This is a genomic window from Allobosea sp. TBD101 (genome assembly GCF_059817965.1).
On record NZ_CM187543.1, the window covers coordinates 1,630,203 to 1,655,052 of the forward strand.

22 protein-coding genes are annotated in these 24,850 nt (G+C 66.7%); 9 read left to right on the forward strand and 13 right to left on the reverse strand.

Annotated elements, in window-relative coordinates; all coding sequences use genetic code 11:
- Positions 1-125 precede the first annotated feature (125 nt).
- The 4 genes from ybgF (at position 126) to glmM (ending at position 5,826) form a co-directional block, all read left to right on the forward strand.
- Positions 126-1,070, forward strand: a complete 945-nt coding sequence (gene ybgF, locus AC6RIC_RS07670; RefSeq protein ID WP_499735707.1) for a tol-pal system protein YbgF — start codon at positions 126-128, stop codon at positions 1,068-1,070.
- The gene (gene tilS / locus AC6RIC_RS07675) at positions 1,067-2,122 is read left to right on the forward strand and encodes a tRNA lysidine(34) synthetase TilS (RefSeq protein ID WP_499735708.1); all 1,056 of its coding nucleotides are present in this window, start codon (positions 1,067-1,069) and stop codon (positions 2,120-2,122) included. The genes ybgF and tilS overlap by 4 nt, the downstream gene beginning before the upstream one ends.
- Positions 2,123-2,233: 111 nt before the next feature.
- Complete coding sequence (gene ftsH / locus AC6RIC_RS07680; protein ID WP_499735709.1) at positions 2,234-4,159, forward strand: ATP-dependent zinc metalloprotease FtsH; 1,926 nt, start codon at positions 2,234-2,236, stop codon at positions 4,157-4,159.
- 323 nt (positions 4,160-4,482) lie between these two features.
- A complete protein-coding gene (glmM, locus tag AC6RIC_RS07685) occupies positions 4,483-5,826 on the forward strand; it encodes a phosphoglucosamine mutase (protein WP_499735710.1) in 1,344 nt (447 codons plus the stop codon).
- A gap of 228 nt (positions 5,827-6,054) precedes the next feature.
- Here the strand turns inward: glmM and AC6RIC_RS07690 are convergent, their stop codons facing one another.
- A complete protein-coding gene (locus tag AC6RIC_RS07690; protein WP_499735711.1) occupies positions 6,055-6,822 on the reverse strand; it encodes an SDR family oxidoreductase in 768 nt (255 codons plus the stop codon).
- 130 nt (positions 6,823-6,952) lie between these two features.
- On the opposite strand from AC6RIC_RS07690, the gene AC6RIC_RS07695 reads away from it, so the two are divergent.
- Positions 6,953-7,990 (forward strand): L-idonate 5-dehydrogenase, encoded by a 1,038-nt coding sequence (locus AC6RIC_RS07695; protein WP_499735712.1) that lies wholly within the window; start codon positions 6,953-6,955, stop codon positions 7,988-7,990.
- 144 nt (positions 7,991-8,134) lie between these two features.
- Here AC6RIC_RS07695 and AC6RIC_RS07700 read toward each other — a convergent pair whose 3' ends face one another.
- From AC6RIC_RS07700 to AC6RIC_RS07715, 4 genes are all read right to left on the reverse strand, one after another.
- Positions 8,135-9,895, reverse strand: coding sequence for a sensor domain-containing diguanylate cyclase (locus tag AC6RIC_RS07700; protein ID WP_499735713.1), 1,761 nt, complete (start codon positions 9,893-9,895; stop codon positions 8,135-8,137).
- A gap of 206 nt (positions 9,896-10,101) precedes the next feature.
- On the reverse strand, positions 10,102-11,775 hold the full coding sequence (locus AC6RIC_RS07705; RefSeq protein WP_499735714.1) for a formate--tetrahydrofolate ligase: 1,674 nt from the start codon (positions 11,773-11,775) through the stop codon (positions 10,102-10,104).
- A gap of 134 nt (positions 11,776-11,909) precedes the next feature.
- Complete coding sequence (locus AC6RIC_RS07710) at positions 11,910-12,596, reverse strand: glutathione S-transferase family protein (RefSeq protein WP_499735715.1); 687 nt, start codon at positions 12,594-12,596, stop codon at positions 11,910-11,912.
- 22 nt (positions 12,597-12,618) lie between these two features.
- Positions 12,619-13,368, reverse strand: coding sequence for a haloacid dehalogenase type II (locus tag AC6RIC_RS07715; protein ID WP_499735716.1), 750 nt, complete (start codon positions 13,366-13,368; stop codon positions 12,619-12,621).
- 104 nt (positions 13,369-13,472) lie between these two features.
- Here AC6RIC_RS07715 and gpmI point away from each other — a divergent pair, with 104 nt between their 5' ends.
- Entirely contained in the window at positions 13,473-14,987 is a 1,515-nt protein-coding gene (gene gpmI / locus AC6RIC_RS07720) for a 2,3-bisphosphoglycerate-independent phosphoglycerate mutase (protein ID WP_499735717.1), read from the forward strand.
- A 61-nt stretch (positions 14,988-15,048) separates the two neighbouring features.
- Here the strand turns inward: gpmI and AC6RIC_RS07725 are convergent, their stop codons facing one another.
- From AC6RIC_RS07725 to AC6RIC_RS07755, 7 genes are all read right to left on the reverse strand, one after another.
- On the reverse strand, positions 15,049-15,912 hold the full coding sequence (locus AC6RIC_RS07725; RefSeq protein WP_499735718.1) for an outer membrane protein: 864 nt from the start codon (positions 15,910-15,912) through the stop codon (positions 15,049-15,051).
- Between the two features lie 347 nt (positions 15,913-16,259).
- On the reverse strand, positions 16,260-17,096 hold the full coding sequence (fghA, locus tag AC6RIC_RS07730; RefSeq protein WP_499735719.1) for an S-formylglutathione hydrolase: 837 nt from the start codon (positions 17,094-17,096) through the stop codon (positions 16,260-16,262).
- Between the two features lie 198 nt (positions 17,097-17,294).
- Entirely contained in the window at positions 17,295-18,407 is a 1,113-nt protein-coding gene (locus tag AC6RIC_RS07735; protein WP_454655806.1) for an S-(hydroxymethyl)glutathione dehydrogenase/class III alcohol dehydrogenase, read from the reverse strand.
- Positions 18,408-18,432: 25 nt separating this feature from the next.
- Positions 18,433-18,717: a metal-sensing transcriptional repressor gene (locus AC6RIC_RS07740; protein WP_499735720.1), complete on the reverse strand. Its 285-nt coding sequence runs from the start codon at positions 18,715-18,717 to the stop codon at positions 18,433-18,435.
- 133 nt (positions 18,718-18,850) lie between these two features.
- A complete protein-coding gene (locus AC6RIC_RS07745; RefSeq protein ID WP_499735721.1) occupies positions 18,851-19,750 on the reverse strand; it encodes a DUF6662 family protein in 900 nt (299 codons plus the stop codon).
- A 160-nt stretch (positions 19,751-19,910) separates the two neighbouring features.
- Complete coding sequence (locus tag AC6RIC_RS07750; RefSeq protein WP_499735722.1) at positions 19,911-20,471, reverse strand: NUDIX hydrolase; 561 nt, start codon at positions 20,469-20,471, stop codon at positions 19,911-19,913.
- 4 nt (positions 20,472-20,475) lie between these two features.
- Positions 20,476-21,519 carry a DUF3616 domain-containing protein gene (locus AC6RIC_RS07755; protein WP_499735723.1) on the reverse strand — a complete coding sequence of 348 codons (1,044 nt, stop codon included), beginning with the start codon at positions 21,517-21,519 and terminating at the stop codon, positions 20,476-20,478.
- 178 nt (positions 21,520-21,697) lie between these two features.
- Between AC6RIC_RS07755 and AC6RIC_RS07760 the strand changes: the two genes are divergently transcribed.
- From AC6RIC_RS07760 to AC6RIC_RS07770, 3 genes are read left to right on the forward strand one after another with little or no spacing between them, the layout of a single operon-like run.
- On the forward strand, positions 21,698-21,907 hold the full coding sequence (locus tag AC6RIC_RS07760; protein ID WP_293801186.1) for a hypothetical protein: 210 nt from the start codon (positions 21,698-21,700) through the stop codon (positions 21,905-21,907).
- A gap of 9 nt (positions 21,908-21,916) precedes the next feature.
- Positions 21,917-22,852: a dihydrodipicolinate synthase family protein gene (locus AC6RIC_RS07765; RefSeq protein WP_499735724.1), complete on the forward strand. Its 936-nt coding sequence runs from the start codon at positions 21,917-21,919 to the stop codon at positions 22,850-22,852.
- 37 nt (positions 22,853-22,889) lie between these two features.
- A complete protein-coding gene (locus AC6RIC_RS07770) occupies positions 22,890-23,051 on the forward strand; it encodes a hypothetical protein (RefSeq protein ID WP_454655812.1) in 162 nt (53 codons plus the stop codon).
- Positions 23,052-23,121: 70 nt separating this feature from the next.
- On the opposite strand, the gene aceB is transcribed toward AC6RIC_RS07770, so the two are convergent.
- The gene (aceB, locus tag AC6RIC_RS07775; protein WP_499735725.1) at positions 23,122-24,729 is read right to left on the reverse strand and encodes a malate synthase A; all 1,608 of its coding nucleotides are present in this window, start codon (positions 24,727-24,729) and stop codon (positions 23,122-23,124) included.
- Positions 24,730-24,850: the final 121 nt, after the last annotated feature.

Consider the following 24,850-nt stretch of genomic DNA (forward strand, 5'->3'; position numbering starts at 1 on the left):
GGTCTTTTTGTGATGGAGGCGACGCGCCCTGCGGACGCACCGGCCATGAAAACGTTCATATTTTGGCCGTGGTGAGCTGATGGTATAGAGACAGCGCGCGACATGTACGGAAACCGGTTTCAACGATGCTTCGTTCTCTCCTAGCCCGCCACCTCTCCCGTCCGGGACTGGCTGCTCTGGTGCTCTCCGCTGCGCTTGCCGGCGGCGTTGTGCCGGCCACGGCGCAGGATGCGGCCGATCTGCTGGTCCGCACGACGCGGCTGGAGAATCAGCTGCGCCAGATGTCCGGCCAGATCGAGCAGCTCCAGTTCGAGAATCGGCGGCTCTCCGAGCAGCTCCGCAAGTTCCAGGAGGATGTCGATTTCCGCCTGAACGAGAAGGGCGGCGGTGGGCGCCCGAATACGGCTGCGCCCGGCCCGTCGGGCGCGCCGCCCTCCGGCGGGGCGCCGCAGCGGCAGCGGCGCAGCGATGCCTTCGACCCGACGACGCAGCATGGCGCGGCCGGCGCTCCGCAGCAGCTCGGCGGCGGCGGCGCGATCGCGGGCATCATCGAGGACGATTATGCCGCCGGCCCGGCCACGGGCCAGCCGCTCGATCTTCAGGGCGTCGGGCGTCCTGTGCCTCAGGGCGGGCTGCCGCAGGACAGGCCACGCGGCGCGAGCGTCGCCGCCGCCAGCGGCCCGCAGAGCGCCAAGGAGGCTTATGATCTCGCCTTCGCTTCGCTCCAGCGCAAGGAATACGAGCAGGCCGAGATGGGCTTCCGCCAGTTCCTGCAGAGCTATCCGCGCGATCGGCAGGCCGTGGACGCGACTTATTGGCTGGGCGAGAGCTATCTCCAGCGCCAGCGCTATCGCGAGGCGGCCGAGCAGTTCCTGAAGATCTCGCGGGAATCACCGAAGGCCACCAAGGCGCCGGACAGCCTGCTCAAGCTCGGGATGTCCCTCAACGGACTAGGCGCCAAGGAGCAGGCCTGCGCCACCTATGCCAAGGTCGGCGTCGACTATCCGTCCGCCTCCAATTCCGTGCGCCAGGGCATCGCCCGCGAGCGTCGCCGCTCCGGCTGCGCTTGAGCGCGGCTCCGATCGCAACGCATTCCGCGCCGGTCTCGCTCGCCGAGGCCGGCGTCGCTTTTGAGGGGCTGTCGCATGAGACGGCCCTGCTTGTGGGAGTCTCCGGCGGGCCGGATTCGGTGGCGTTGCTGGCGCTTCTGGCCATCTGGGCCCAGGTGCCGGGGCGCCCGGCTCTCCACGCCGCGACGGTCGATCACGGCCTGCGCCTGGAATCGGCCGGAGAGGCTGCTGCGGTTGCGGCGCTCTGCGCGAAACTCGGCGTCGGCCATGCGACCCTGCGCTGGGAGGGGCTGAAGCCGGCCAGTGGCGTGCAGGCGCAGGCGCGCCGCGCCCGCTATATGCTTCTGGCGAACGAGGCCCGGCGGCTCGGCGGCGCGACGCTGGTGACGGCCCATACGCTCGACGACCAGGCCGAGACGATGCTGATGCGGCTTGCCCATGGCTCGGGGCCGTCGGGGCTTGCCGGGATGCGGGGGCGGAGCGAGGTCAACGGGGTGCCCCTGGCCAGACCACTGCTCGGCATCCCGAAGGCAAGGCTCGTCGCGACGGCAGAAGCGCGCGCACTGCCTTTCATGTGCGATCCCAGCAATGGCGATTCACGCTTCGAGCGGGTGCGTTGGCGCCAGGCGACACCGGTTCTGTCGGAAATGGGGCTGACGGCGGAGCGGCTCGCGCGGTTGGCGGAGCGGATGGCGCGACTGGACGAGGCTGCGGCGCGACAGGCCCAGGACGTGCTGGCGAGGATCGCCTTGCCGGCCGAGGGCGCGGGAGGTGGCCTGCGCCTGCGCTATGTCGCGTTGGTCCCGGAACCGGAGGAGATCGCGCTGCGCGTTCTGGCCCTGGCGCTCGACGCGGTCGCTCCGGGTGGCGATGGTCACGGCCGGCTGGAGCGGCTTGAAACCTGTGGGGCGGCGCTGATGCAGGCGGCGCGCGCCGGCTTGGCTCTGCGCCGAACCCTGTCCGGCTGCGTTCTGTCGCTTGGCTGCGACGGCGTCCTGTCGGTGCAAGCGGAGGGGCCCCGCAGACGCGGCGTTCACCCTTCGGCGTCATAGTGCCGCCACGACATTGCTTTCCCTTGGCAAGGGCGTGTGCGACACCTAAATTGATAGTCGGGAAACTCTAGGCCTCATCCGGTTGGTCCGGCAGGCCCGATCGGACTGGGAATGAATCCGAATTTTCGAAATTTTGCCCTCTGGGTGGTGATCTTCCTGCTGGTCCTGGCGTTGGTGACCCTGTTCCAGAGCCCAAGCCAACGCACCAGCACCAACGAGATTCAGTACAGCCAGCTGGTCAACGAGGCGCAGGCCGGGCGGATCGCCAGCCTCGTCGCGTCCGGACCGGAATGGACCGGCAGCTTCTCCGACGGACGCAGCTTCGTCACCTATCCGCCCTATGCCGACCCGCAATTCCTGCGGAGCCTGGCGGAGAAGGGCGTGCAGGTCTCGGGCAAGCCGCCTTCAGAGGGCACGCCGTGGTTCATGGCGCTGCTGGTCAATTCGCTGCCCTTCGTGATCTTCATCGGTCTGTGGATCTTCATGTCCCGGCAGATGCAGAACGGTGCCGGCCGGGCCATGGGCTTCGGCAAGTCCAAGGCCAAGCTCCTGACCGAGGCGCATGGGCGTGTCACCTTCGAGGATGTCGCGGGCATCGACGAGGCCAAGGAAGACCTGCAGGAGATCGTCGAGTTCCTGCGCGATCCCCAGAAGTTCCAGCGGCTGGGCGGGCGCATCCCGCGCGGCGTGCTGCTTGTCGGCCCTCCCGGCACGGGTAAGACCCTGACGGCGCGTGCCGTCGCGGGCGAGGCCAATGTGCCGTTCTTCACCATCTCGGGTTCGGACTTCGTCGAGATGTTCGTCGGCGTCGGCGCGAGCCGTGTCCGCGACATGTTCGAGCAGGCCAAGAAGAATGCGCCCTGCATCATCTTCATCGATGAGATCGACGCGGTCGGCCGTCATCGCGGCGCCGGTCTCGGCGGCGGCAATGACGAGCGCGAGCAGACGCTGAACCAGCTCCTCGTGGAGATGGACGGCTTCGAGCCGAACGAAGGTGTGATCATCATCGCCGCGACCAACCGTCCCGACGTGCTCGACCCCGCGCTGCTGCGTCCGGGCCGCTTCGACCGCCAGATCGTCGTGCCGAACCCCGACGTCGCCGGCCGCGAGAAGATCCTGCGCGTCCATGTCCGCAAGGTGCCGATGGCGCCGGATGTCGATCTCAAGGTCCTTGCCCGCGGTACGCCAGGCTTCTCGGGCGCGGACCTGATGAACCTCGTCAACGAGGCGGCGCTGCTGGCGGCGCGGCGCGGCAAGCGCATGGTCACCCATGCCGAATTCGAGGACGCCAAGGACAAGGTCATGATGGGCGCCGAGCGCAAATCCATGGCGATGTCCGAGGAGGAGAAGAAGCTGACCGCCTATCACGAGGCCGGTCACGCCATCGTCGGCCTCTATGTTCCCGCCGGCATTCCGGTCCACAAGGCAACGATCATCCCGCGCGGCCGCGCGCTCGGCATGGTCAAGTTCCTGCCGGAGGGCGACCGCTACTCGATGAAGTTCAAGGAGTTCACCTCGCAGCTCGCGGTCGCCATGGGCGGGCGCGTGGCGGAGGAGATCACCTTCGGCCGCGAGAACGTTACCTCGGGCGCCACCGGCGACATCCAGCAGGCGACCAAGATGGCCAAGGCCATGGTCACGCAGATGGGCTATTCGTCCGAGCTCGGCATGGTCGCCTATGGCGACAACCAGGAAGAGGTTTTCCTGGGCATGTCGATGGGCCGCAGCCAGTCGGTCTCCGAGGCCACGGCGCAGAAGATCGACGCCGAGGTCAAGCGCCTCGTCGACGAGGGCTATGCCGACGCCAAGAAGATCCTCACCGAGCACAACGACGAGTTCGTGGCGGTGGCCGAGGCGCTGCTCGAATTCGAGACGCTGACCGGCGAGGAAATCCGTGACCTGATCGCCGGCAAGCGCCCGGTCCGCGATGCCGACGACACCCCGCATGCGCCCCGCGGTTCGGCCGTGCCGAGCGCCGGCAAGGGCCGCAAGCGCGGCGAGCCGGATGCCGGCCTGGAGCCGCAGCCGCAGGGCTGAGGCAGTTCGAATGGACTATGAAAGGGCGGCCGTGAGGTCGCCCTTTTCTGTTGGGCCTTCATGCTTCTCCACCCGCGCCGTCATCCCGGACAGGCGGCGGAGCCGCGCCGATCCGGGATCCATGCCAGAACGCTTCCGATCAGGGCTCCGGCATGGATCCCGGGCCTCCCTTCGGTCGCCCGGGATGACATCGCCCCTATTGGGCGTCGCGGTCGCTGCTGCTCCTTTTCACGCTCCGTCACAATTTGTGAGAAGGCGGAAAGGTTTTTTGGCTATAGAACGCGCAAAACTAGGCACGAGCCGCCGCTGGGAACCGAAACACGATGACGCGCAAATACTTCGGAACGGACGGCATTCGCGGGCGGGCGAACGGCGTCATCACGCCGGACCTCGCCCTGAAGGTCGGCCAGGCCACCGGCCTCGCCTTCCGCCGCGGCGAGCACCGCCACCGGGTGGTGATCGGCAAGGATACCCGCCTCTCCGGCTACATGATCGAATACGCGATGGTCGCGGGCTTCACCTCGGTCGGCATGGACGTGATGCTGCTCGGCCCGATGCCGACGCCGGCGGTCGCGATGCTGACGCGCTCGATGCGCGCCGATCTCGGCGTGATGATCTCCGCCTCGCACAACGCCTATGAGGATAACGGCATCAAGCTGTTCGGGCCGGACGGCTACAAGCTCAACGACGAGGTCGAACGCGAGATCGAGGGGCTGATCGATGGCGACCTGACCCCCCGCCTGTCGGGCTCGCCGAAGCTCGGCCGGGCCAAGCGCATCGACAGCGCCGATGCGCGCTATGTCGAGTTCGCCAAGCGCACCATGCCGCGCAACATGAGCCTGGAAGGCCTGCGCATCGTGCTCGATTGCGCCAATGGCGCCGCCTACAAGGTGGCGCCCCAAGCTCTCTGGGAACTCGGCGCAGAGGTCATCGTCATTGGCGACGAGCCCGATGGCTTCAACATCAACCGCGATGTCGGCTCGACCCATCCGGCGACGCTGGTCGCGAAGGTCAGGGAGTTGCGTGCCGATGTCGGCATCGCGCTCGACGGCGACGCCGACCGCGTGCTGGTGGTCGACGAGCACGGGCATGTCGTCGACGGCGATCAGCTGATGGCGGTGATCGCGCGCTCCTGGCTGGAGGACGGCCGGCTCTCGGCGCCGGGCATCGTCGCGACGATCATGTCCAATCTCGGCCTGGAACGCTATCTCGCGGGGCTCGGCCTCACGCTGGCGCGAACCGCGGTCGGTGATCGCTATGTGCTGGAGCACATGCGCAACCACGGCTTCAACCTGGGCGGCGAGCAGTCCGGCCACATCATCCTCTCGGATTTCGGCACGACCGGCGATGGCCTTGTCGCGGCGCTGCAATTGCTCGCCGTGGTCAAGCGCATGGACAAGCCGGTCTCCGAAGTCTGCCACTGCTTCGAGCCGCTGCCGCAGATCCTCAAGAACGTCCGCTACAAGAAGGGGCGCCCGCTTGAGGAGAAGCAGGTGGTCAGCGCGATCGAGGCGGCCAAGCAGCTTCTCGGCGAAAGTGGCCGCCTGGTGATCCGCCCCTCCGGCACCGAGCCGGTGATCCGCGTCATGGCCGAGGGCGATGACCGCGACCTGGTCGAGCGCGTGGTCGACGATGTCGTCGAGGCGGTGACGAAGGCCGCAGCCTGATATCGGGCGGCATGCTCGGGCTTGAGCCCTGAGCATCTCCTTATGGTGGGGGCGCAGGGACCGCGACGCTCCCCCTCTCCCCTTGCGGGAGAGGGCCGGGGTGAGGGGTCGTGCCGTCCCGAAACGTTGGCGTTCCTGAATGCCGAGCGGAAAGCTCGCGAGACCCCTCATCCGTCTCGGCTTCGCCGAGCCACCTTCTCCCGCAAGGGGAGAAGGGAGGCCTGAACTTCACACCACCGAGGTTAATCCGCCATCGACCATCAGCAGGTGGCCGTTGACGTAGTCCGAGGCCGCCGAGGACAGGAAGATCGCGGCGCCGGCCAACTCTTTCGTCTCGCCCCAGCGCCCGGCCGGCGTGCGGCTGCAGACCCAGCTCGAGAAGGCCTCGTCGGCGATCAGTGCGGCGTTGATCTCGGTCGCGAAATAGCCGGGACCGATGGCGTTGGCCTGGATATTGTGCTTGCCGAGCTCGGCGGCGAGGCCCCGGGTCATCATCTTCACGGCGCCTTTGGAGGCGGTGTAGGGGATGATGGTGGCGCGGCCGAGCTCGCTCATCACCGAGCCGATGCTGATGATCTTGCCGCGCTTGCGCGGCACCATGCGCTTGGTCACGGCCTGGGTGACGTAGAATACCGAATGCAGGTTGGTGTTGATCACCTCATGCCAGCCCTCGACCGGGAACTCGGTGATCGGCGCGCGCTTCTGCATGCCGGCATTGTTGATCAGGATATCGATCGGGCCGATCTCGGCTTCGATCATGGCGACGCCGGCCTCGACCGCCTCGTGATCGGTGACGTCGAAAGGGGCGATGGAGGCTTTGCGGCCGGCGGCAGCAAGGGCCTGCTGTGCGCGCTCCAGCTTCGCCTTGTCGCGGCCGTTCAGGACGACATGGGCGCCGGCATCCGAGAGCCCCTCGGCCAGCGCGAGGCCGATGCCCTGGCCCGAGCCGGTGACGAGCGCGATCTTGCCGGCGAGACTGAACAGCGACAGCGACATGGCTTATCCTCGCAAAATGCCGGATGCGGCGATTTCGGTTTGCGCCCGGGGCGCCGCTTTGGGTAAGCAGGTTTCAATCGATTAGACAATGGCGCCGTGCACTGTCGCGCGGCGAATTCGGGAGCGTGCCATGCGTGCCGTCGTCATTCATGCCGAGAAGGATCTGCGGGTCGAACCGACGAGCGCGCCGGAGCTCGGGCCGCGCGACGTGCGCGTTCGGATCGAGGCCGGCGGCATCTGCGGCTCGGACCTGCATTACTATCTTCATGGCGGTTTCGGCACGATCCGTGTGCGCGAGCCGATGATTCTCGGCCATGAGATCGCGGGCCGGGTCGAGGCGATCGGCGGCGAGGTCTCGCGGGTGAAGCCGGGCGACCGCGTCGCGGTCAACCCGAGCCGGGCCTGCGGCCATTGCCGCTATTGCCAGATGGGGCTGCAGCAGCACTGCACCGACATGCTGTTCTACGGCTCGGCGATGCGCTTTCCCCATGTGCAGGGCGGCTTCCGCGACGTGCTCGTGGTCGAGGAGCGGCAGGCCGTGAAGGTGGCACCGCGCGTCACCGCTGCGGAAGCAGCCTTCGCCGAGCCGCTCTCGGTCTGCCTCCATGCCGCCAAGCGCGCCGGGCCGCTGCTCGGCAAGCGCGTGCTGGTCACGGGGGCGGGGCCGATCGGCGCGCTCACCATCCTGGCCGCCAAGGCGGCGGGTGCCTCCGAGATCGTCGCGACCGATGTCGTCGACGGGCCGCTGCCGGTGGCGCGCAAGATGGGCGCGACGGCAACGGTGAATGTCGCGGCCGAGCCGGAGCGACTCAAGGCCGAGTACGGAGCGGAGAAGGGCGCCTTCGACGTGATGTTCGAGGCTTCCGGCAACCAGCATGCGCTGACGGGTGCCTTCGACGTGGTCCGGCCAGGCGGTGTCATCGTCCAGATCGGCGTCGGCGGCCAGTTCACGCTGCCGATGAATGTCGTCGTCGCCAAGGAGTTCGACCTGCGTGGCTCCTTCCGCTTCCATGAGGAGTTCGACTGGGCGGTGGCGATGATCGGCTCTGGCAATATCGATCTCTCGCCGCTGCTGACGGCGTCGATTCCGGTCGATCGGGCGGTCGAGGCCTTCGAGCTGGCCGCCGACAAGTCGAAGGCGATCAAGGTCCAGCTCGACTTCGCCTGAGGCGCGTCATCCCGTGCGCATTGCGGCGCGAAGTGCCGCGATGCAGACACGGGACCGTGTCACCAGTAGGCTGCTCTTTCTGATGGCGGTCCCGTGTCTGCGCAGCGGCATTTGCATGCCGCAGCGCGCACGGGATGACCGGTTTCAGCCTGCGTTGCGCCGGCGGAGCGGGAGTTCCTCCGGCGGGCTGACGAAGAAGCCGTTGCGGCCGTTGCGCTTGGCGACATAGAGCGCCTCGTCGGCGCGTCGCGTGGCTTCGGTCAGCGTGTCGAGAGGCTCCAGCAGGGTCGCGCCTATGCTGGTGCTGACGACGACGGACACACCGTTTCCGAGGATGACCGGGCTCTTCGCGGCGGCCGCTACGATGGCTGCCGCGATGGCCGCCAATCCGTCGCGGTCGACATTGTCCAGCAGCAGGATGAACTCGTCGCCGCCCCAGCGGGCGCAGATGTCGCGGTCACGCAAGAGTGCCGTCATGCGCCGGGCGAGTTCGGCGATCGCCTCGTCGCCGCTCTGATGGCCATGGCTGTCGTTGAGCGGTTTGAGATTGTCGAGATCGACCAGCATCAGGCCCGTCTGATGCCCGGTTCTCCCGGCACGGCTTCGGCTTTTCGCGAAGGCGCGTTCGAAGCCGCGGCGATTGAAGACACCAGTCAGCGGGTCGGCATGGGCGAGCCGTTCGAGCTGTTCGGTGCGCTCGCGCACAGCCTCTTCGAGGCGGGACGTATTCTCCTCGACGCTGCGCGCCATCGCGCCGAAGGCCTGCGACAGCCGGCCGATCTCGTCGCGGCCAGCATCGATCGCGACGGAGCGGAACTCGCGGGCGCGGACATGACTTGCGGCGTGTTCGACGCGGGACAGCCGGTCGAGCACCGCGCGCTTGAACAGCAGGGTCAGCAGGGCCGCCGCTGCCAGCAGGACAGCGCCGAACAGCAGGCCGAGCGGCAGGAACAGGCTCCGGTCGATGATGCGGTCGATGTCCATCACCGTGACGTTGAACCACCCAAGCCGGTCGAGATAGCCGACGCCGACGAGCACACGCTTGCCGTCGACCGTCATGAAGCGCGATTGCACGAGATCGTCGCCGGCCCCGACACGGGCGATCATCTCTCCGAGCAGGCTACGGTCCGGGTCGTTGTCGATGATCTGGTAGATCGTCTTCTTCGACGAAATGTCCTTGGTCAGGCTGTGGAAGTCGACGAGGCTCGCGTCGCGGTGGGCCTGCACGGCGCCGCTGCGGTCGACGAACATGCTCTGGACGCCGGTCTGCGGGATGTCGACGACCTCGCGGATGAATTGCGTCAGGTCGAGCCCGGTGCCGATGATGCCCAGCACGCGGCCGTCCTTGCGGATGATGCAGTTGATCCAGACCTTGGTGACGCGGAGATTGTCGTCGTTGTCGACATTCAGGTGGCAGCCGGAGCCGAGCGCCGCGGTCTTGTAGTACCAACCGTCGCGCGGATTGGTGGCTGACAGCGTATAGCGCTTGCGCTCGCGCTCGTAGTTGTTGTCCTTGTCGTTGAAGTAGTAATTCCCTGATCCCGCGAGGACGGTGAAATAACTGCGGTCCCGGAAGGACTGGCGGTAATGCTCCAGCTCGGCCAGACCGCGTTCGGCCTTCTCGGGATCATTCTCGGCTTCGGCCCAGTCGACGATCGCAGGCGCGCGGGCGACGGTCTCTGCCAGCGAGACCTCGCGCATCAGGGCTTCAAGGCCGCGATAGCGATCGAACAGGATCTGCTTCTCGGCGACGAGCGTGCCGAGCTTCACCACGGTCGCATCCACGATCCACAGGAAGGCGGCGCCAGCCGGAAGCGCGATCGCCATGAGTATGGCGAGCGTCCAGCCCATGACCCGGGCCTTCAAGCTGTGCGTGCGGGGCAGACCGGGCTCGGCCTGGCTCATCGGGGCGGCTTCCTTGCGGGATGGCGCAAGGTATAGAGTGATCCGTTGCGTAAGCTTTAAGAAACGCCGTCATCCCGTGCGCGTTGCGGCGCGAAGTGCCGCTGCGCAGACATGGGATCGTCTCCCGGAAAAGGCGCCTTCTCGTCACGCGGTCCCGTGTATGCGCGGCAGCGTTTCACGCTGCGGCGCGCACGGGATGACACCCTTCAGAACAACCCCTCAACCCGCCCATGCGTATCGATATGGATGCGCTCGGCGGCGGGTTCGCGCGGCAGACCCGGCATGGTCATGATGTCCCCGCAGATCGCCACGACGAAGCCGGCGCCGGCGGAGAGCCGCAGTTCGCGCAAAGGCACCGTGTGGCCCGAGGGCGCGCCGCGCAGGGTTGGGTCGGCCGAGAAGGAATACTGGGTCTTGGCGACGCAGACCGGCAGGTTGCCGAAGCCGGCCTCCTCCAGCTCGGTGAAGCGGGCCTGGAGCCTCGCGCCAACCGTGACGCCGCCAGCGCCGTAAATTTCGTGCGCGATCGTCTCCAGCTTCTGTCGGAGCGGCATCGCATCGGGGTAGAGCGGAGCGAAATCGGCCTCGCCCTCGTCGGCGAGGCCGGCGACCTTGCGGGCGAGTTCCTCGGCGCCGGCGCCGCCTTCCGCCCAATGCCGGCAGATCACCGCCTCGACGCCGAGATGGTTGCGGCAATAGTTGCGGATCAGCTCGTGCTCCGCGGCGGTGTCCGTCGTGAAATGGTTGATCGCGACGATCGGAGGTACGCCGAACTTCCGGATATTGCTGACATGGCGGGTGAGGTTGGAGAGGCCGGCTTCCAGCGCCTTCAGGTCCTCGCGGCCAAGCGCGTCCTTGGCGAGGCCGCCATGCATCTTGAGGGCGCGCACGGTCGCGACGACGACGGCGGCGGCAGGCTTCAGGCCCGCCTTGCGGCACTTGATGTCGAAGAATTTCTCGGCGCCGAGATCGGCGCCGAAGCCGGCCTCGGTGACGACGTAATCGGCGAGCTTCAGCGCGGCCTTCGTTGCGATCACCGAATTGCAGCCATGGGCGATATTGGCGAAGGGGCCGCCGTGGACGAAGGCGGGCGTGCCTTCCAGCGTCTGCACGAGGTTCGGCATCAGCGCGTCCTTGAGCAGCACACTCATCGCGCCGGTCGCCTTGATGTCGGCTGCGGTGACGAGGCGCTTGTCGCGGGTGCGGCCGATGACGATGCGGCCGAGGCGGGCCTCCAGGTCGGCGGCGTCACGCGCGAGGCAGAAGATCGCCATGATCTCGGAGGCGACGGTGATGTCGAAGCCGTCCTCGCGCGGAAAGCCGTTGCTGGCGCCGCCGAGCGAGGAGACGATGGAGCGCAGCGCCCGGTCGTTCATGTCGAGCACCCGCCGCCAGGCGATGTGGCGGGTGTCGAGGCCGAGCGCATTGCCCCAGTAGACATGGTTGTCGATCATCGCCGCCAGCAGGTTATGCGCGCTGGTGATGGCGTGGAAATCGCCGGTGAAATGCAGGTTGATCTGCTCCATCGGCACGACCTGGGCATAGCCGCCGCCGGCCGCGCCGCCCTTCATGCCGAAGCTCGGTCCAAGCGAGGGCTCGCGCAGCGCAATCATCGCGCGCTTGCCGATGCGGGAGAGCCCGTCGCCGAGCCCGACCGTCGTCGTGGTCTTGCCTTCGCCGGCCGGGGTCGGGCTGATCGCGGTGACGAGGATCAGCTTGCCGTCCGGTTTCGCCTCAAAGCCGGGGATCGCATGGGTGTCGATCTTGGCGATGTACTTGCCGTAGGGATTCAGGGCCTCGGAGGGGATGCCCGCCTTCTCGGCGATCGTGGCGATGGGCTGCAGCGTGGCTACGCGCGCGATCTCGATATCGGTCGGCATTCGTCCCCTCGGAGGCTATTCCTGCCCGCGTCTTCCGAGCGCGGAGCCGCGCGGACACTGGCCTGAAAACCCCGCCGCCGCCAGCGCTTTCGCCGGCGGGGCAGGCATGATGCACAGGCGACGCGGGGCTGTGGTCAGCCGGCGAGATGCGCGTTCTGCGGGAACAGGAACTTCCGGGCCTCGGCATCGAAATCCGCCTTGAAGGCGAACTGGTCCTTCAGCGCGACGGCCCGCTGAGCGGCGGGGCGGGCCGAGATCTCGTCGAGATGGCGCTTCACATGCGGGAACATCTCCGGCCAGCTCTCGCCGATGGCGAAGGAGAGCCGCGTCGCCCAGCCCCAGATCGACATGTCGACCAGCGTGTAGCGATCGCCGAGCATGTAGCGTCGGCCGGCGAGGAGGTCGTTGACGATGCCCCAGTGCCGCTCGGCTTCGCGGGCATAGCGGTTGATGGCATAGGGTAGTTTCTCCGGGGCGAAGCGGCTGAAATGCACGGCCTGGCCGCAATAGGGGCCGATGCCGGTCGCGACGAACATCAGCCAGGACAGCATCTCGCCGCGAGCCTTGGGCGAGTCTTCAGGCAGGAACTGGCCTGTCTTCTCGGCGAGATAGAGCAGGATCGCGTTGGAATCGAAGACGGTGACGTCGCCATCGGTGAGGGCCGGCGTCTTGGCATTGGGGTTGATGGCGAGGAATTCCGGCTTGAACTGGTCGCCCTTGCGGGTGTCGACCGGCACCATTTCGTAGGGCAGGCCGGCTTCCTCGAGGAAGAGCGCGATCTTCGCCGGGTTCGGCGAGGGATGGTAATAGAGCTTGATCATCGAAGTCTCCTCGCGAGGCGCTTCAGGCCCGCTTCAGTCCGGCGACATAGGAGACGAGATCGGTCAGCGCGGCAATGGTCGCATCGGCCTGGAAACCGAGCTGCTCGGGCTGCATCCGGAGCGCCTTGAACATCAGTGTAGGGTCGATCGTCGCGGCCGCTGCGAGCTCGCCGCGCAATGTGCGGGCTGGCACACGCTCGATGCGCGCGACATGGAAGCCATGGGCCTTGGCACCAGCGATGTCGAAGCCGTTGGAGGAGACGAAGAGGATCTCGTCGCGGGCGAGGCCGAGCCGTTTCTCGACATGGGCATAGCCGCGCGGATCGGGCTTGTAGACACCGATCTCGTCGACGCTGATCACGGTTTCCAGCAAGTCCGTGATCCCGGCATGGGCGACGAGCCGCTTCAGCATGTCCGGGCTGCCATTCGAGAAGATGGCAAGGCGGTGCGAGGCGAGGCCTTCGAGCGCAGCGCGGGCCTCGGGGTAGAGCAAGAGCGCGTCATAGGCGGCGGCGACCTTGGCGACCAGCTCGGGCGAGGAGGCGAGGCCGAGCGTCCTGAGCGTGAATTCCAGGGAGCTGCGTGTGACGGTCCAGAAATCCTCGTAGCGATCCATCAGGGCGCGCAACCAGGTGTATTCGAGCTGCTTCAGGCGCCAGATCTGGGTGATCGTCGCACCATGGCCGGGAAAGGCGGCGTCGGTGACGGCTGCGACCGACTGGACATCGAAGAGCGTGCCATAAGCATCGAAAACCAGCGCCTTGATCGACATGCGTCTTCTCCATGGTGGCCCGCAGCCTTCTTAACACTCGCATCGTCAGCGTGGCGCGTGGTATCCGCACAAGCAGTTTTCACAAATGCCGACAGGTCAAGCCAATGCCGCCTCGCCCCGTGATGCTGATGATCCTCGACGGCTGGGGCTGGCGCGAGGAAAGCGAGAACAACGCCGTCAGGCTGGCGAACACTCCGAATTTCGACCGGCTCTGGGCAGCGAACCCGCATGCCTTCCTGCATACCTCCGGGCTCGATGTCGGCCTCCCGCCGGGGCAGATGGGCAATTCCGAGGTGGGCCATCTCAATCTCGGCGCCGGGCGCGTGGTGATGCAGGACCTGCCGCGCATCAACCAGGCGATCGCGGACGGTTCGATCGCAGGGGCGCTTGAGGTGACAGGTCTCGTTGCCGGTTTGAAGGCGAGCGGCGGCGCCTGCCATCTGCTCGGCCTCGTTTCGCCGGGCGGCGTCCATGCCCATCAGGACCATGCGGTCGCGCTCGCCCGTATCCTGACCGCGCAGGGCGTGACCGTGCATGTCCATGTCTTCACCGACGGGCGCGATACGCCGCCGCAATCGGCCGCCGAGTATGTGAAGGCCTTCGCCGCCGCGCTGCCGGCGGGCGCCTCCATCGCCAGCGTTTCCGGGCGCTACTACGCGATGGATCGTGACAATCGCTGGGAGCGGGTCGAGAAGGCCTGGCGCGCGATGGTGCTGGGGGAGGGCGAGCGCTTCCCGGACGCGCAGGCTGCGATTGCCGCGGCTTACGCGGAGAACATCACCGACGAGTTCATCCTGCCGGCCGCGATCGGCGCCTATGCCGGGATGAAGGATGGCGACGGGCTGCTCAGCTTCAATTTCCGCTCTGACCGCATCCGTGAAATTCTGGCGGCGGTGCTGGAGCCGGATTTCGCCGGTTTCGCCCGGCCGCGCCGGCCGGTGCTGGTCAAGGCGGTCAGCATGACCTCCTATAGCGCTGAGCTCGACAAGGTCATGCCGATGCTGTTCGCACCGCAGACACTGGCCAACGGCCTGGGTGAGACCGTTGCCAAGGCTGGCCGGACGCAGGTCCGCATGGCCGAGACCGAGAAGTATCCGCACGTCACCTATTTCTTCAACGGTGGCGAGGAGACGCCCTATGTCGGCGAGGACCGGGTGATGGTGCCTTCCCCCAAGGTCGCGACCTATGACCTGCAGCCGGAGATGTCGGCGCCGGAGCTGACGGCCAAGGCTGTCGAGGCGATCGATTCAGGACGCTACGACCTTGTCGTGCTCAACTTCGCCAATCCCGACATGGTCGGCCATACTGGCGTGCTGGCCGCGGCGATCAAGGCGGTCGAGACGGTGGATGCGGGCCTCGGCGCCATCGCCGACGCGATCGGGCGACAGGGCGGGGCGCTGCTGGTCACGGCAGACCATGGCAATGCCGAGCTGATGGTCGATCCGGTCACGGGCAAGCCGCATACCGCCCACACCACCAATCCGGTGCCGCTCATGCTGGTCGGCGGGCAGGGCAAGGGTCTCGCCGACGGACGCCTCGCCGATATCGCGCCGACGCTGCTCGCGCTGATGGAGTTGGCGCAGCCGGCCGAGATGACCGGCCAGTCGCTGCTGCGCTGACAAAAGCAAAACGGCGCGGGGAGATCACGCGCCGTTTCGTATCCTCGTCTGATGTTTCGGATCAGTACTTGCGTACCACCGGCGGCGGAGCGTAGGCGACCGGCTCCGGCGTGCCGCAGCAGTTCGGGTCGCCGAAGTTCCAGCGCATGCCGATGCGGAAATCGTGGCTCTCGATGTCCTTGGCCTTGAGCGGCGCCTGGATCTGGCCGGTGAAGGCGTTGACCAGGCGGCCCGACTGGGCGTCGCCGAGGTTCAGGTAGCGGTAGCCGACTTCGAGGGTGAGGTTCTTGTTCACCTCGTAGCCGACGCCGGCCATCAGGGCCCAGGCGAGATCGGTCTTGCTGCCGCTATTGGCATAGCCCAGCGTCGCGCCATTGAAGTTGCCGGTGAGGGCCCCCTGATCGGTCAGCCCGCTGATGCGGTTCTGCGAGAAGCCGATGCCGGCGCCGATATAGGGCGTCAGGCAGTTCCAGGTGCCGAGGTCGAAATAGCCGTTGAACAGCGTGACCAGCGAGGTCAGGTTGCCCTTGTAGGTGTTGGTCTGGTTGCCGTTGTTGAACGGGTTGAAGACGATGTCGCTCACCCCGATCTGGCCGGCGCCACGATATTCGCCGGTGACATCGAAGCGCAGCCAGTTGTTGAAGCGGTAGCCGATACCGAGGCCACCGAAGAAGGCGGCGTTGTCTGTCTTGCCGAAGAAGCTGCCGCCGAACTGGGCAACGTCATCCTGCTGGTACTTGCCGACGCTTTGGACGCCGACGCCGATGTCGCCGCGCAGATAGATGCCGCTCGAGATCGTGCCCTTGAGGCCGAGCGGCTCCGGAGGCGGGGGAGGCGGTGCGTAAGCGAGATCCGCGGCCTGCGCTGCGGCGGAGACGCCGAGGGCCAGGCCGCCCGCCAGCGCGAGAGTTTTCAGGCTGCCCATGGCAGTGTCCTTCGCGTTTGCGCGGCGCAGAGAACGCAGCCCGCGCGTGTTACCAACGGGAAGGACCATGGCAGCGATTTCTTAAATGTCACTTAACCCTAAAAGCTAACCTTACCGGGGACTGAACGACGATTGGCGCCGGGTCTCTCCGATGCCTGCGTCACGACCATGCTGAAGCGAAGGAACCTCCCGCACGCCGGCGACGTATCCGCCGCCGGTCGATGGCCGGTCCCGCAGTCGCTGCGCTAGAGCCATTCCGCAATTCTCCGAATCGCTGAATGGCTCCAGGTCCTTGTTTTGTTGCATTTTCTTTACGCGAACCGGCGTCCACTTCGCTCGAAAATGCTCTAGGCCGTCAGGCGCTCCGCGTGCCAAGCGATGTGCTGGGCCATGAAGGTCGAGATGAAGTTGTAGGAGTGGTCGTAGCCGTCGCGCATCGTCAGCTGGAGCGGGATGCCGGCGGCGGCGCAGGCGATGTCGAGAAGCTGCGGGCGCAGGCCCTCTTCGAGGAAGCCGTCGGCCGTGCCCTGGTCGACCAGCAGGTCGCGGACGCGGTGACCATCGGCGATCAGCAGGGTCGAGTCATAGGCGCGCCATTTGGTCTCGTCCGGGCCCAGATATTTCTCGAAGGCCGGGCGTGACCAGCCGGCGGTCGAGGGCTGGGCGATCGGCGCGAAGGCGGAAACGGAGCGGTAGCGGTCGGGATTCTTCAGGGCGAGCGTGATCGCGCCATGGCCGCCCATGGAATGGCCGAAGATGCCCTGCCGGTTTATGTCGACCGGGAAATGCCGGCTGATCAGCTCCGGCAATTCGTCGCGAATATAGGTCTCCATGCGGTAGTTCTTCGCATAGGGGGCCTCGGTCGCGTCGAGATAGAAGCCGGCGCCTCCGCCGAACTGCCAGTTCTCCGGCTCGTCGGGCACGCCTTCGCCGCGCGGGCTCGTATCCGGGCAGATGATGGCGATGCCGTTGGCGGCGGCGGCGGCGCGATACTCGCCCTTGTCCATGACGTTCTGGTGCGTGCAGGTCAGGCCCGAGAGATACCAGAGCAGCGGAACCGGCCCGTCCTCGATCTGGTGCGGCAGGTAGATCGCGAAGGTCATCGGGCAGGCGCAAGCCGCGCTGTCATGCCGGTAGACACGCTGCGAGCCGCCGAAGGCCTTCGAGGAGGAGAGCAGTTCCATGGGGCGATCCTTTCTTGCGGCGCACGCTTGTCATTCCGGGGCTTCGCGAAGCGAAGAACCCGGAACCCACGACCGGGCGAGCCCTTGCCCGGTCGGCTTGTTCAAGCGTTTCACCCTGTCGTGGGTTCCGGGTTCGGCCTTCGTCCGCCCCGGAATGACAAAGGTGGTGCCTCATTCATGAGGCGGGAAAGCGGCGCCTCAGTAAACCACGACCGAGCGGATCGACTTGCCCTCGTGCATCAGGTCGAAGCCGGTATTGATCTCGTCGAGCGAGAGCTTGTGGGTGATCAGGTCGTCGATGTTGATCTTGCCCTCCATGTACCAGTCGACGATCTTCGGCACGTCGGTGCGACCGCGCGCGCCGCCGAAGGCGGTGCCCTTCCAGACGCGGCCGGTGACGAGCTGGAACGGCCGGGTCGCGATCTCCTTGCCGGCCTCGGCGACGCCGATGATGATCGACTCGCCCCAGCCGCGATGGCAGCATTCCAGCGCTTGGCGCATCACATTGGTGTTGCCGGTCGCGTCGAAGGAGAAATCGGCGCCGCCGCCGGTCAGGTCGACGATCGCCTGCACGACCTTGTCGTTGCCGATCTCGGCCGGGTTGATGAAATCGGTCATGCCGAACTTCTCGGCCATGGCGCGCTTGGCCGGGTTGATGTCGACGCCGATGATCTTGTCGGCGCCGACCATGCGGGCACCCTGGATGACGTTGAGGCCGATGCCGCCAAGGCCGAAGACCACGACATTCGCGCCCGGCCAGACCTTGGCCGTGTAGATGACAGCGCCGATGCCGGTGGTCACCCCGCAGCCGATATAGCAGATCTTGTCGAAGGGGGCGTCCTCGCGAACCTTGGCGAGCGCGATCTCGGGCAGGACGGTGAAGTTTGCGAAGGTCGAGCAGCCCATGTAGTGGAAGACCTCGCCGCCGTCGCAGGAGAAGCGCGAGGTGCCGTCCGGCATCACGCCCTGGCCCTGGGTGGCGCGGATCGAGGTGCAGAGATTGGTCCGGCGCGACAGGCAGGACTTACAGCTGCGGCATTCGGGCGTGTAGAGCGGGATGACGTGGTCGCCGGGCTTCAGCGAGGTCACGCCGGCGCCGACCTCGCGCACGATGCCGGCGCCCTCATGGCCGAGGATCGCGGGGAATTTGCCCTCCGAATCCAGGCCGGAGAGCGTGTAGGCGTCGGTGTGGCAGATGCCGGTCGCCATGACCTCGACGAGGACCTCGCCGGCCTTGGGGCCGCCGATCTCGATGGTCTCGATGGTGAGGGGCTTGCCGGCTTCCCAGGCGACGGCGGCGCGGGTCTTCATCGGGTGTTTCCTTCTTTTCGAGCGTTCATTTCAGATAGGGGCGGATGACCCGCATGATCGCGGCGATCTCGTCGTTGTCGGTGGTTGCGGCCTGCGCCGCTTCGGCTGGGCGGGCCATGGTCTCGCGCAGATGGCTTTCCAGTACCTCGGCCATCAATCCCGTCGCCGCGCCGCGCAAGGCTGCGAGCTGCTGGAGCAGGGCGCCGCATTCCTCGCCGCGCTCGACGGCGGCGATCAGGGCGTCGGTCTGTCCCCTGATCCGGCGCAGCCGCGTGACGGCGCGCTTCTTCTCTTCGGGTGTGTGAGGCATGGGCACCGAGGCTCCGGTTGCCGCGACGCTATGGTACTGAGGGGGAGTATGTCAACGCGCAAGGCGCGCCGAAACAAAAAGGGCGGCAGCTTTACAGCCGCCGCCCTTCCATCGATGCGCCGTCAGAAGAGGTTCAGAAGCTGTAGCCGAGCTTCACCTTGACGAGATGCTGGCTGAAATTGGTGAGGTCGAGATTGCCGGGCTCGCCCTTGGCCTTGCCAGAGACCTGGATGTTGTAGGCAGCGGAGAGGGCAAGCTGCTTCGTCGCCTGCCAGAAGATGCCGGGGCCGGCGAAGGTGGCGTAGCCCGCCTCCTTGCCGAAGCCGAGCTCGTTATGGGCGCGCATGTGGCGCACCTCCCCGCTGAGATAGAGGCCGTCCCTGACCTGCCAGGCGAGCGAGCCGGCGAGAGTGAAGGTCGAGGAGCGCTGATAGGGCGAGGGGCCGGTCCAGGTCAGGTCGTGCGACACGTTCAATGCGGCATAGAGCGTGTTCGGGATCAGCGCCTTGTCAGCGAAGAGGCGGATGCCGGTGTTGTAGGTGGTGAAGCGGCCGGCGCCGTCCGGATCGGCGCGGTTCAGGCTGGGGTCGATGACCAGGGTCAGGCCGAGGCCGTGCATGTCGCGGCCGAGCAGCTTGTACTTCATCTCGACGCCGGCGCCGAAGGCGCGTGAGTCGGCACTGACGCCGCCAGCCGAGGCGCTGGTGATATTGCCCAGCAAATAGGGGCCGATCTCGAAGCAGGGGAAGAGACCGTAGGAGCCCTGCAGGGGCAGGCCATGGCCGTTCGAGCTGCCGCCGCGCGTGCCGAAGGCGCCACCATAGGTCAGGCTGGTTCCGAAGGCGCCGGTATCGGCTACATCGGAGCCGGTGGTGAAGCCGAAGGCGTCGGTGGGGATGCCCTCGCTTTCCATGCAGGCGAATGCGACGGGGGGCGGGGCGGAGGCCGTCTTGCGGGACGAGAGGTCGGCGGCGATGGCCGGGGCCGAGAGGGCCGCGGCGAACAGGGCGAGGGCGATGGCTTTCGAAGACATAGGTGCGCTCCGGGGAGGTCTCGGATTGATACGCTAATGCAAATCAATTGCAATAAGTATTTCAACCTCGAGCGGACCATGTCGCGAGCCCGATCCTGCCGCGATAAAAGAGCCATAGTGGTTTCCGCAATCCGTCCCCGATGTTGTTGCGCCGCAACGGTCAGGGTTTCGGCAGGTTGGACAGCCTTTCCAGGGCGCGCGGGGCGATCCCGGTCAGCGCGGCAATCGGCTTCCAGACGGCGGCATGCACCTCCTCGACCTGTGCGATGAGCGGCAGGGCCGGATCGGCGAGGAAGAGATATTGCAGGTCGTGATGGATATGGGCCGGCTCGCCACGGGATGGCTTGCCGGGCACGTCATGGCTGTCGATGGTGAAGGGCAGGTCGCCGCCTTGATGCCAGGGATGGAGGCTAAGGCCCTGCACGCCGGTTTCCTCGATCGCCTCGCGCGCCGCCGAGAGATGGAACTGGTCGGCTTCCTTCCAATGGCCGCCGGGCTGGAGCCAGCGCCCGATAACGACATGGTCGATCAGCAGCACCTGCGCATGGTCGGGCGAGAGCACGAAGGCGCTGGTGGTGAGATGGCCGGGAAAGGTGTCGCGCCGGTCGAGCGCATGACCCTCGGCCATCTGCCAGCGCAGCAGGGCGAGATGCTCGTGCGAGCCGGCGATTTCGGCGCGGTAGCGCTCGACGGCGTGGGTGAGAGCGTTGCGGAAATCCATGGGGTCAGCGCGGTTCCAGCGGCAGACGGTAGGATTCGAAATGTCCATTCTTCGGGCCGTCATAGCCGACGAGGACGGCGAGGCCCTTGGGGTCCTGCGCCAGGACGGTCAGGGATTCCGCCTTGTCGCCGCCGCGCCCCGGGAGATCGCCGAGCGTCGTGGCGGCATCGGGCCTCGCAGGGTCGATCAGCATCAGGGAATAGGGCAGGGCCTGTTCCTGTGCCGGGCCGAGCAGAGCGAGGAGGCGGCCGTCGGGCAGGGGTGCGAGGTCGCGGATGCCGCGATTATTGCCGGCCGGCAATTCGAAGACCCGTGGCGCTTCCGTCGCCGGCGCGTGGCCCGGCGCGAACAGGGCCTTGAGCGAGGCGCCGACGAGGAAGCCGCGATTGCCGAGCGAGGGTGCGCGCAGGCCAACCCAGAGCGTGTCGCCGATGACCGCGATGCCTTCGATGTTCAGGCCGTTGTCGTCCATCAGGCCCCGGCCGAAGAAGGGGGCGGCCGGACCGGCGGCGCGCAGCATGTCGCTCAGGCGATAGGTCAATTCAACCTTGCCGGTGGCGGTGCCTTCGGCATCGACCTTGATCCGGGCGAGGTGGAAGGCGGAGAGGCGGAACTCGCCCTTCTTGCGCGAGCAGCCATGTGAGCCCGAGACGTAGAAGGCGCTATCGGCATAGGCGACAGCCTCGCCGTCGAGCTCGGCGAAGCGGCCGGGCATCTTGCAAATGCCCTGCGGTGCCTGGCCGAGCGTATCGGATGAGGCCTCACTCCCGATGACGGCCAAGGTCGCATCCGGGGTGATCCGGTTTTCGGCGATGCGGGCGAATTGCGCGAAGGAGCCCTCGTCATTGATCAAGAGGCAGCGCTGGACGCCGTTGGCCGCCGGCATGCAGGCGAGACCGCTGACATCGCGCGCCGGCTTGCCCGCCTTCTTGGCGGAGAAATCCCCGAGCGTCCTGAAGCGCTGTTCCGGTGCGAGCGTCGTCGCCTCCGCGAAGGAGGCACCCAGCAGGCTGGTTGCGATGAGCGTGGCGAGGAGGCGGTACCGCATCGGGCGAATCCGGAAGGAGGGGCGCGGATTGAGCGCGCCCGGCTAGTCGATGTCAAAGCGCGGCAGCGCAATCCCTATGGAATCTTGATGATAGCGCCTCTTGCCTCGTCTCGAACCCCTATGGCGGCGTCCCTAGCTTGTCCCCGCGGTCCTCGGAGACCGTTCGGGAAACAGGATGATGTTCAGTATCCCTCGCAAATCCTTCGGCGGCCCGCTCCAATTCCTGGTCGGGCGCGACGCGGAAGGCCACTGGCTGGCCGTCGAGACGCATGGCCGGGGCGGCGGCATGTTCTGCGATCGCGGCGCCGCGCTGCGCTATGCCGTCTTCGAGACCGGGCACCGGGCGCGTGCGGTCCGGGTGACCGCCAAGACGCTCTCGCTGCTCTGAGGCCAGGCCATGAATCACTGGCTTCACGGCATGTTCACCGCGCTGGTCACGCCCTTCGACGAGGACGCGATCGACTATGGCGCGTTGGAACGCCTCATTCTCTGGCAGATCGCGCAGGGCGCGGACGGCATCGTGGTCGGCACAGCGACGGGCGAGAGCCCGACGCTGAGCGGCGCGGAGCGGGAGGCGCTCTGCGCCGCCGCCCGCCGTATCGCCGGCCGGCATTATCCGGTGATCGCCGCCGTCGGCAGCTATTCGACGGCCGGGACGGTCTCCGAGACCATTGCGGCCGAGAAGGCCGGCGCCTCGGCCCTGCTGCTGCGCATGCCCTATTACAATCGTCCGACGCAGGCCGGCCTCGCCGCCCATGCCCTGGCGGCGGCGCAGGCGACAAGCCTCGAGATCATCCTCGACAACGACCCTGATCGCTGCGGCGTCGAGATCGCGCTGGAGACGCTGCAGATGCTGGAAGGGGCGCCGAACATCGTCGGCATCCTGGAGCGGCGGGGCGATCTCGCCCGCTGCGACCGGATCGCCCGTATGCGCGACCGCCGTTTCATGCGCCTGACCGGCGCGGCTGAAACGATTCCCGCCTATCTGCTGGCTGGCGGCTGCGGGGCGATCACCAGCGTCGGCAATCTCGCGCCGCATTGGCTGGCGCGGCTGGACAGCGCGGCGCGGTCCGAATTCTACGGGCAGGCGCAGATCCTGCAGCGGCGGCTTGTTCCGTTGCTCGACCTGCTGGCGCGCGAGCCCGATCCCGTCCTGATCAAGCTCGCGCTGTCGATGCTGCATCCGGAGGTCGGCGCCGCCTGCCGCGCGCCGCTCGCGCCGCCGCGCCCGGAATGCGTGCCGCTGCTTTGCGACGCCATCGAGGACCTGCCGCATCCGCTGGTCGGCATGGCGACGCGCAGCGGCGTGACGATCACGGCCCGCCCCGCCTGAACCCGCAGCGTATCCCTTCAACCGGATGGAGGTTTCAATGACCACGATCGGCGCTCATCGCCGCCGCCGGGAAGCGATCTACCGATCCGTCCCCCGGACATCGGCGGGCGGCTGGAAGGCCGACCTGCTGCATCTGTTCGGGTCGGTCGTTCTGCTCGCCATTATCATCGGCGCGCGCGTCTGGTGGCATCAGACTTGATCAACGCGAACAAAAAGGGGCGCCGCGGTGCCGCGGCGCCCTTTGGGTATTGATGCGAGCCGAACCGAACTCAGCTCAGCTTGGCGTAGGCCGGCACGGTGAGGAAGTCCTCGAAGTTCGGCGCCAGCGACAGCGTCTCGAACAGAGCGATCGCCTCCGGGAAGCGGCCCTTGGCATAGTTCTCCGCGCCGAGTTCGCCCTTCACGCGCTCCATCTCTTCCGACAGGCAGCGCTTGAACAGGGCGGCATCGGCCTTGATCCCGCCTTCGAGAGCGACGCCATACTGGCAGAACTGCCAGATCTGGGCGCGGCTGATCTCGGCGGTCGCGGCATCCTCCATCATGTTGTAGATCGGCACCGCACCGCGGCCACGCAGCCAGGCCTCGATATACTGGACGCCGACGCGGATGTTCTCGCGGAAGCCTTCCTCGGTGCGCGTGCCCTGATGGACTTCCAGCAGGTCCTTCGCACCGATCGAGACGTCGTCGCGCTTCTTGCCGAGCTGGTTGGCCTGCGGCATCAGCCGGTCGAAGACCTCCATCGCGACCGGGACGAGGTCCGGGTGCGCGACCCAGGTGCCATCATGGCCGTCGCCGGCCTCGCGCTCCTTGTCGGCCTTGACCTTGGCGAAGGCGGCGGCATTGGCCTCCGGGTTGTTCTTGACCGGGATCTGCGCCGCCATGCCGCCCATCGCGAAGGCGCCGCGCTTGTGGCAGGTCTTGATCAGCAGCAGCGAATAGGCGCGCAAGAAGGCCTTGGACATCACGACCTGCGAACGGTCCGGCAGGACATAGGCCTTGTTGCGGGCGAGCTTCTTGATGAAGGAGAAGATGTAGTCCCAGCGGCCGCAGTTCAGGCCGGCCATGTGCTCGCGCAGTTCGTAGAGGATCTCGTCCATCTCGAAGGCGGCGGGCAGGGTCTCGATCAGGACGGTCGCCTTGATCGTGCCGTTCTTGAGGCCGAGCGCCGACTGGGCGGCGACGAAGACGTCGTTCCAGAGCCGCGCTTCGAGATGGCTCTCCAGCTTCGGCAGGTAGAAATAGGGGCCTGAGCCGGCGGCCAGCGCCGCCTTGGCGTTATGGAAGACATAAAGGCCGAAATCGACCAGGGAGCCCGAGGCTTCCTCGCCGTCGATCTCGATATGGCGCTCTGGCAGGTGCCAGCCGCGCGGGCGGATGATCAGGACGGCCGGCTTGGCCTTGAGCTTGTAGTCCTTGCCGTTCGTCGGATCGGTGAAGTCGATCCTGTTGGCCCAGCGGTCGCGGAGATTGATCTGGCCTTCGACCATGTTGGCCCAGACCGGCGAGGAGGCGTCCTCGAAATCGGCCATGAAGACCTTGGCACCGGAATTCAGCGCGTTGACGATCATCTTGCGGTCGACCGGGCCGGTGATCTCGACGCGGCGGTCGAGAAGGTCGGCCGGGATCGGCGCGACGGTCCAGTCGCCCTCGCGGATATGCTTGGTCTCGGCCAGGAAGTCCGGCGTCTCGCCGGCATCGAAACGCTTCTGGCGCTCGGCCCTGAGCGCGAGCAGGCGCTTGCGCGTCTCGTTGAAGCGGCGATGCAGGTCGGCGACGAAGGCGAGAGCTTCCGTGGTGAGGATCTGCTCGAAGCCGGGTTGCAGGGCGCCCTTGACGACGACGCCGGCCGGCGCGGTGAGGGTGGGGATGTCCGACATGGTGGTCCTCCGATCAGGTTAGGGCCATCATTCCGCGAAAGCACGTTTTGCAAAATCAGGAAAAAATGACGATCACTTGTTCTCTAGTGGCAATAATTTCATTTCCGGGCAGGAGTTGGAA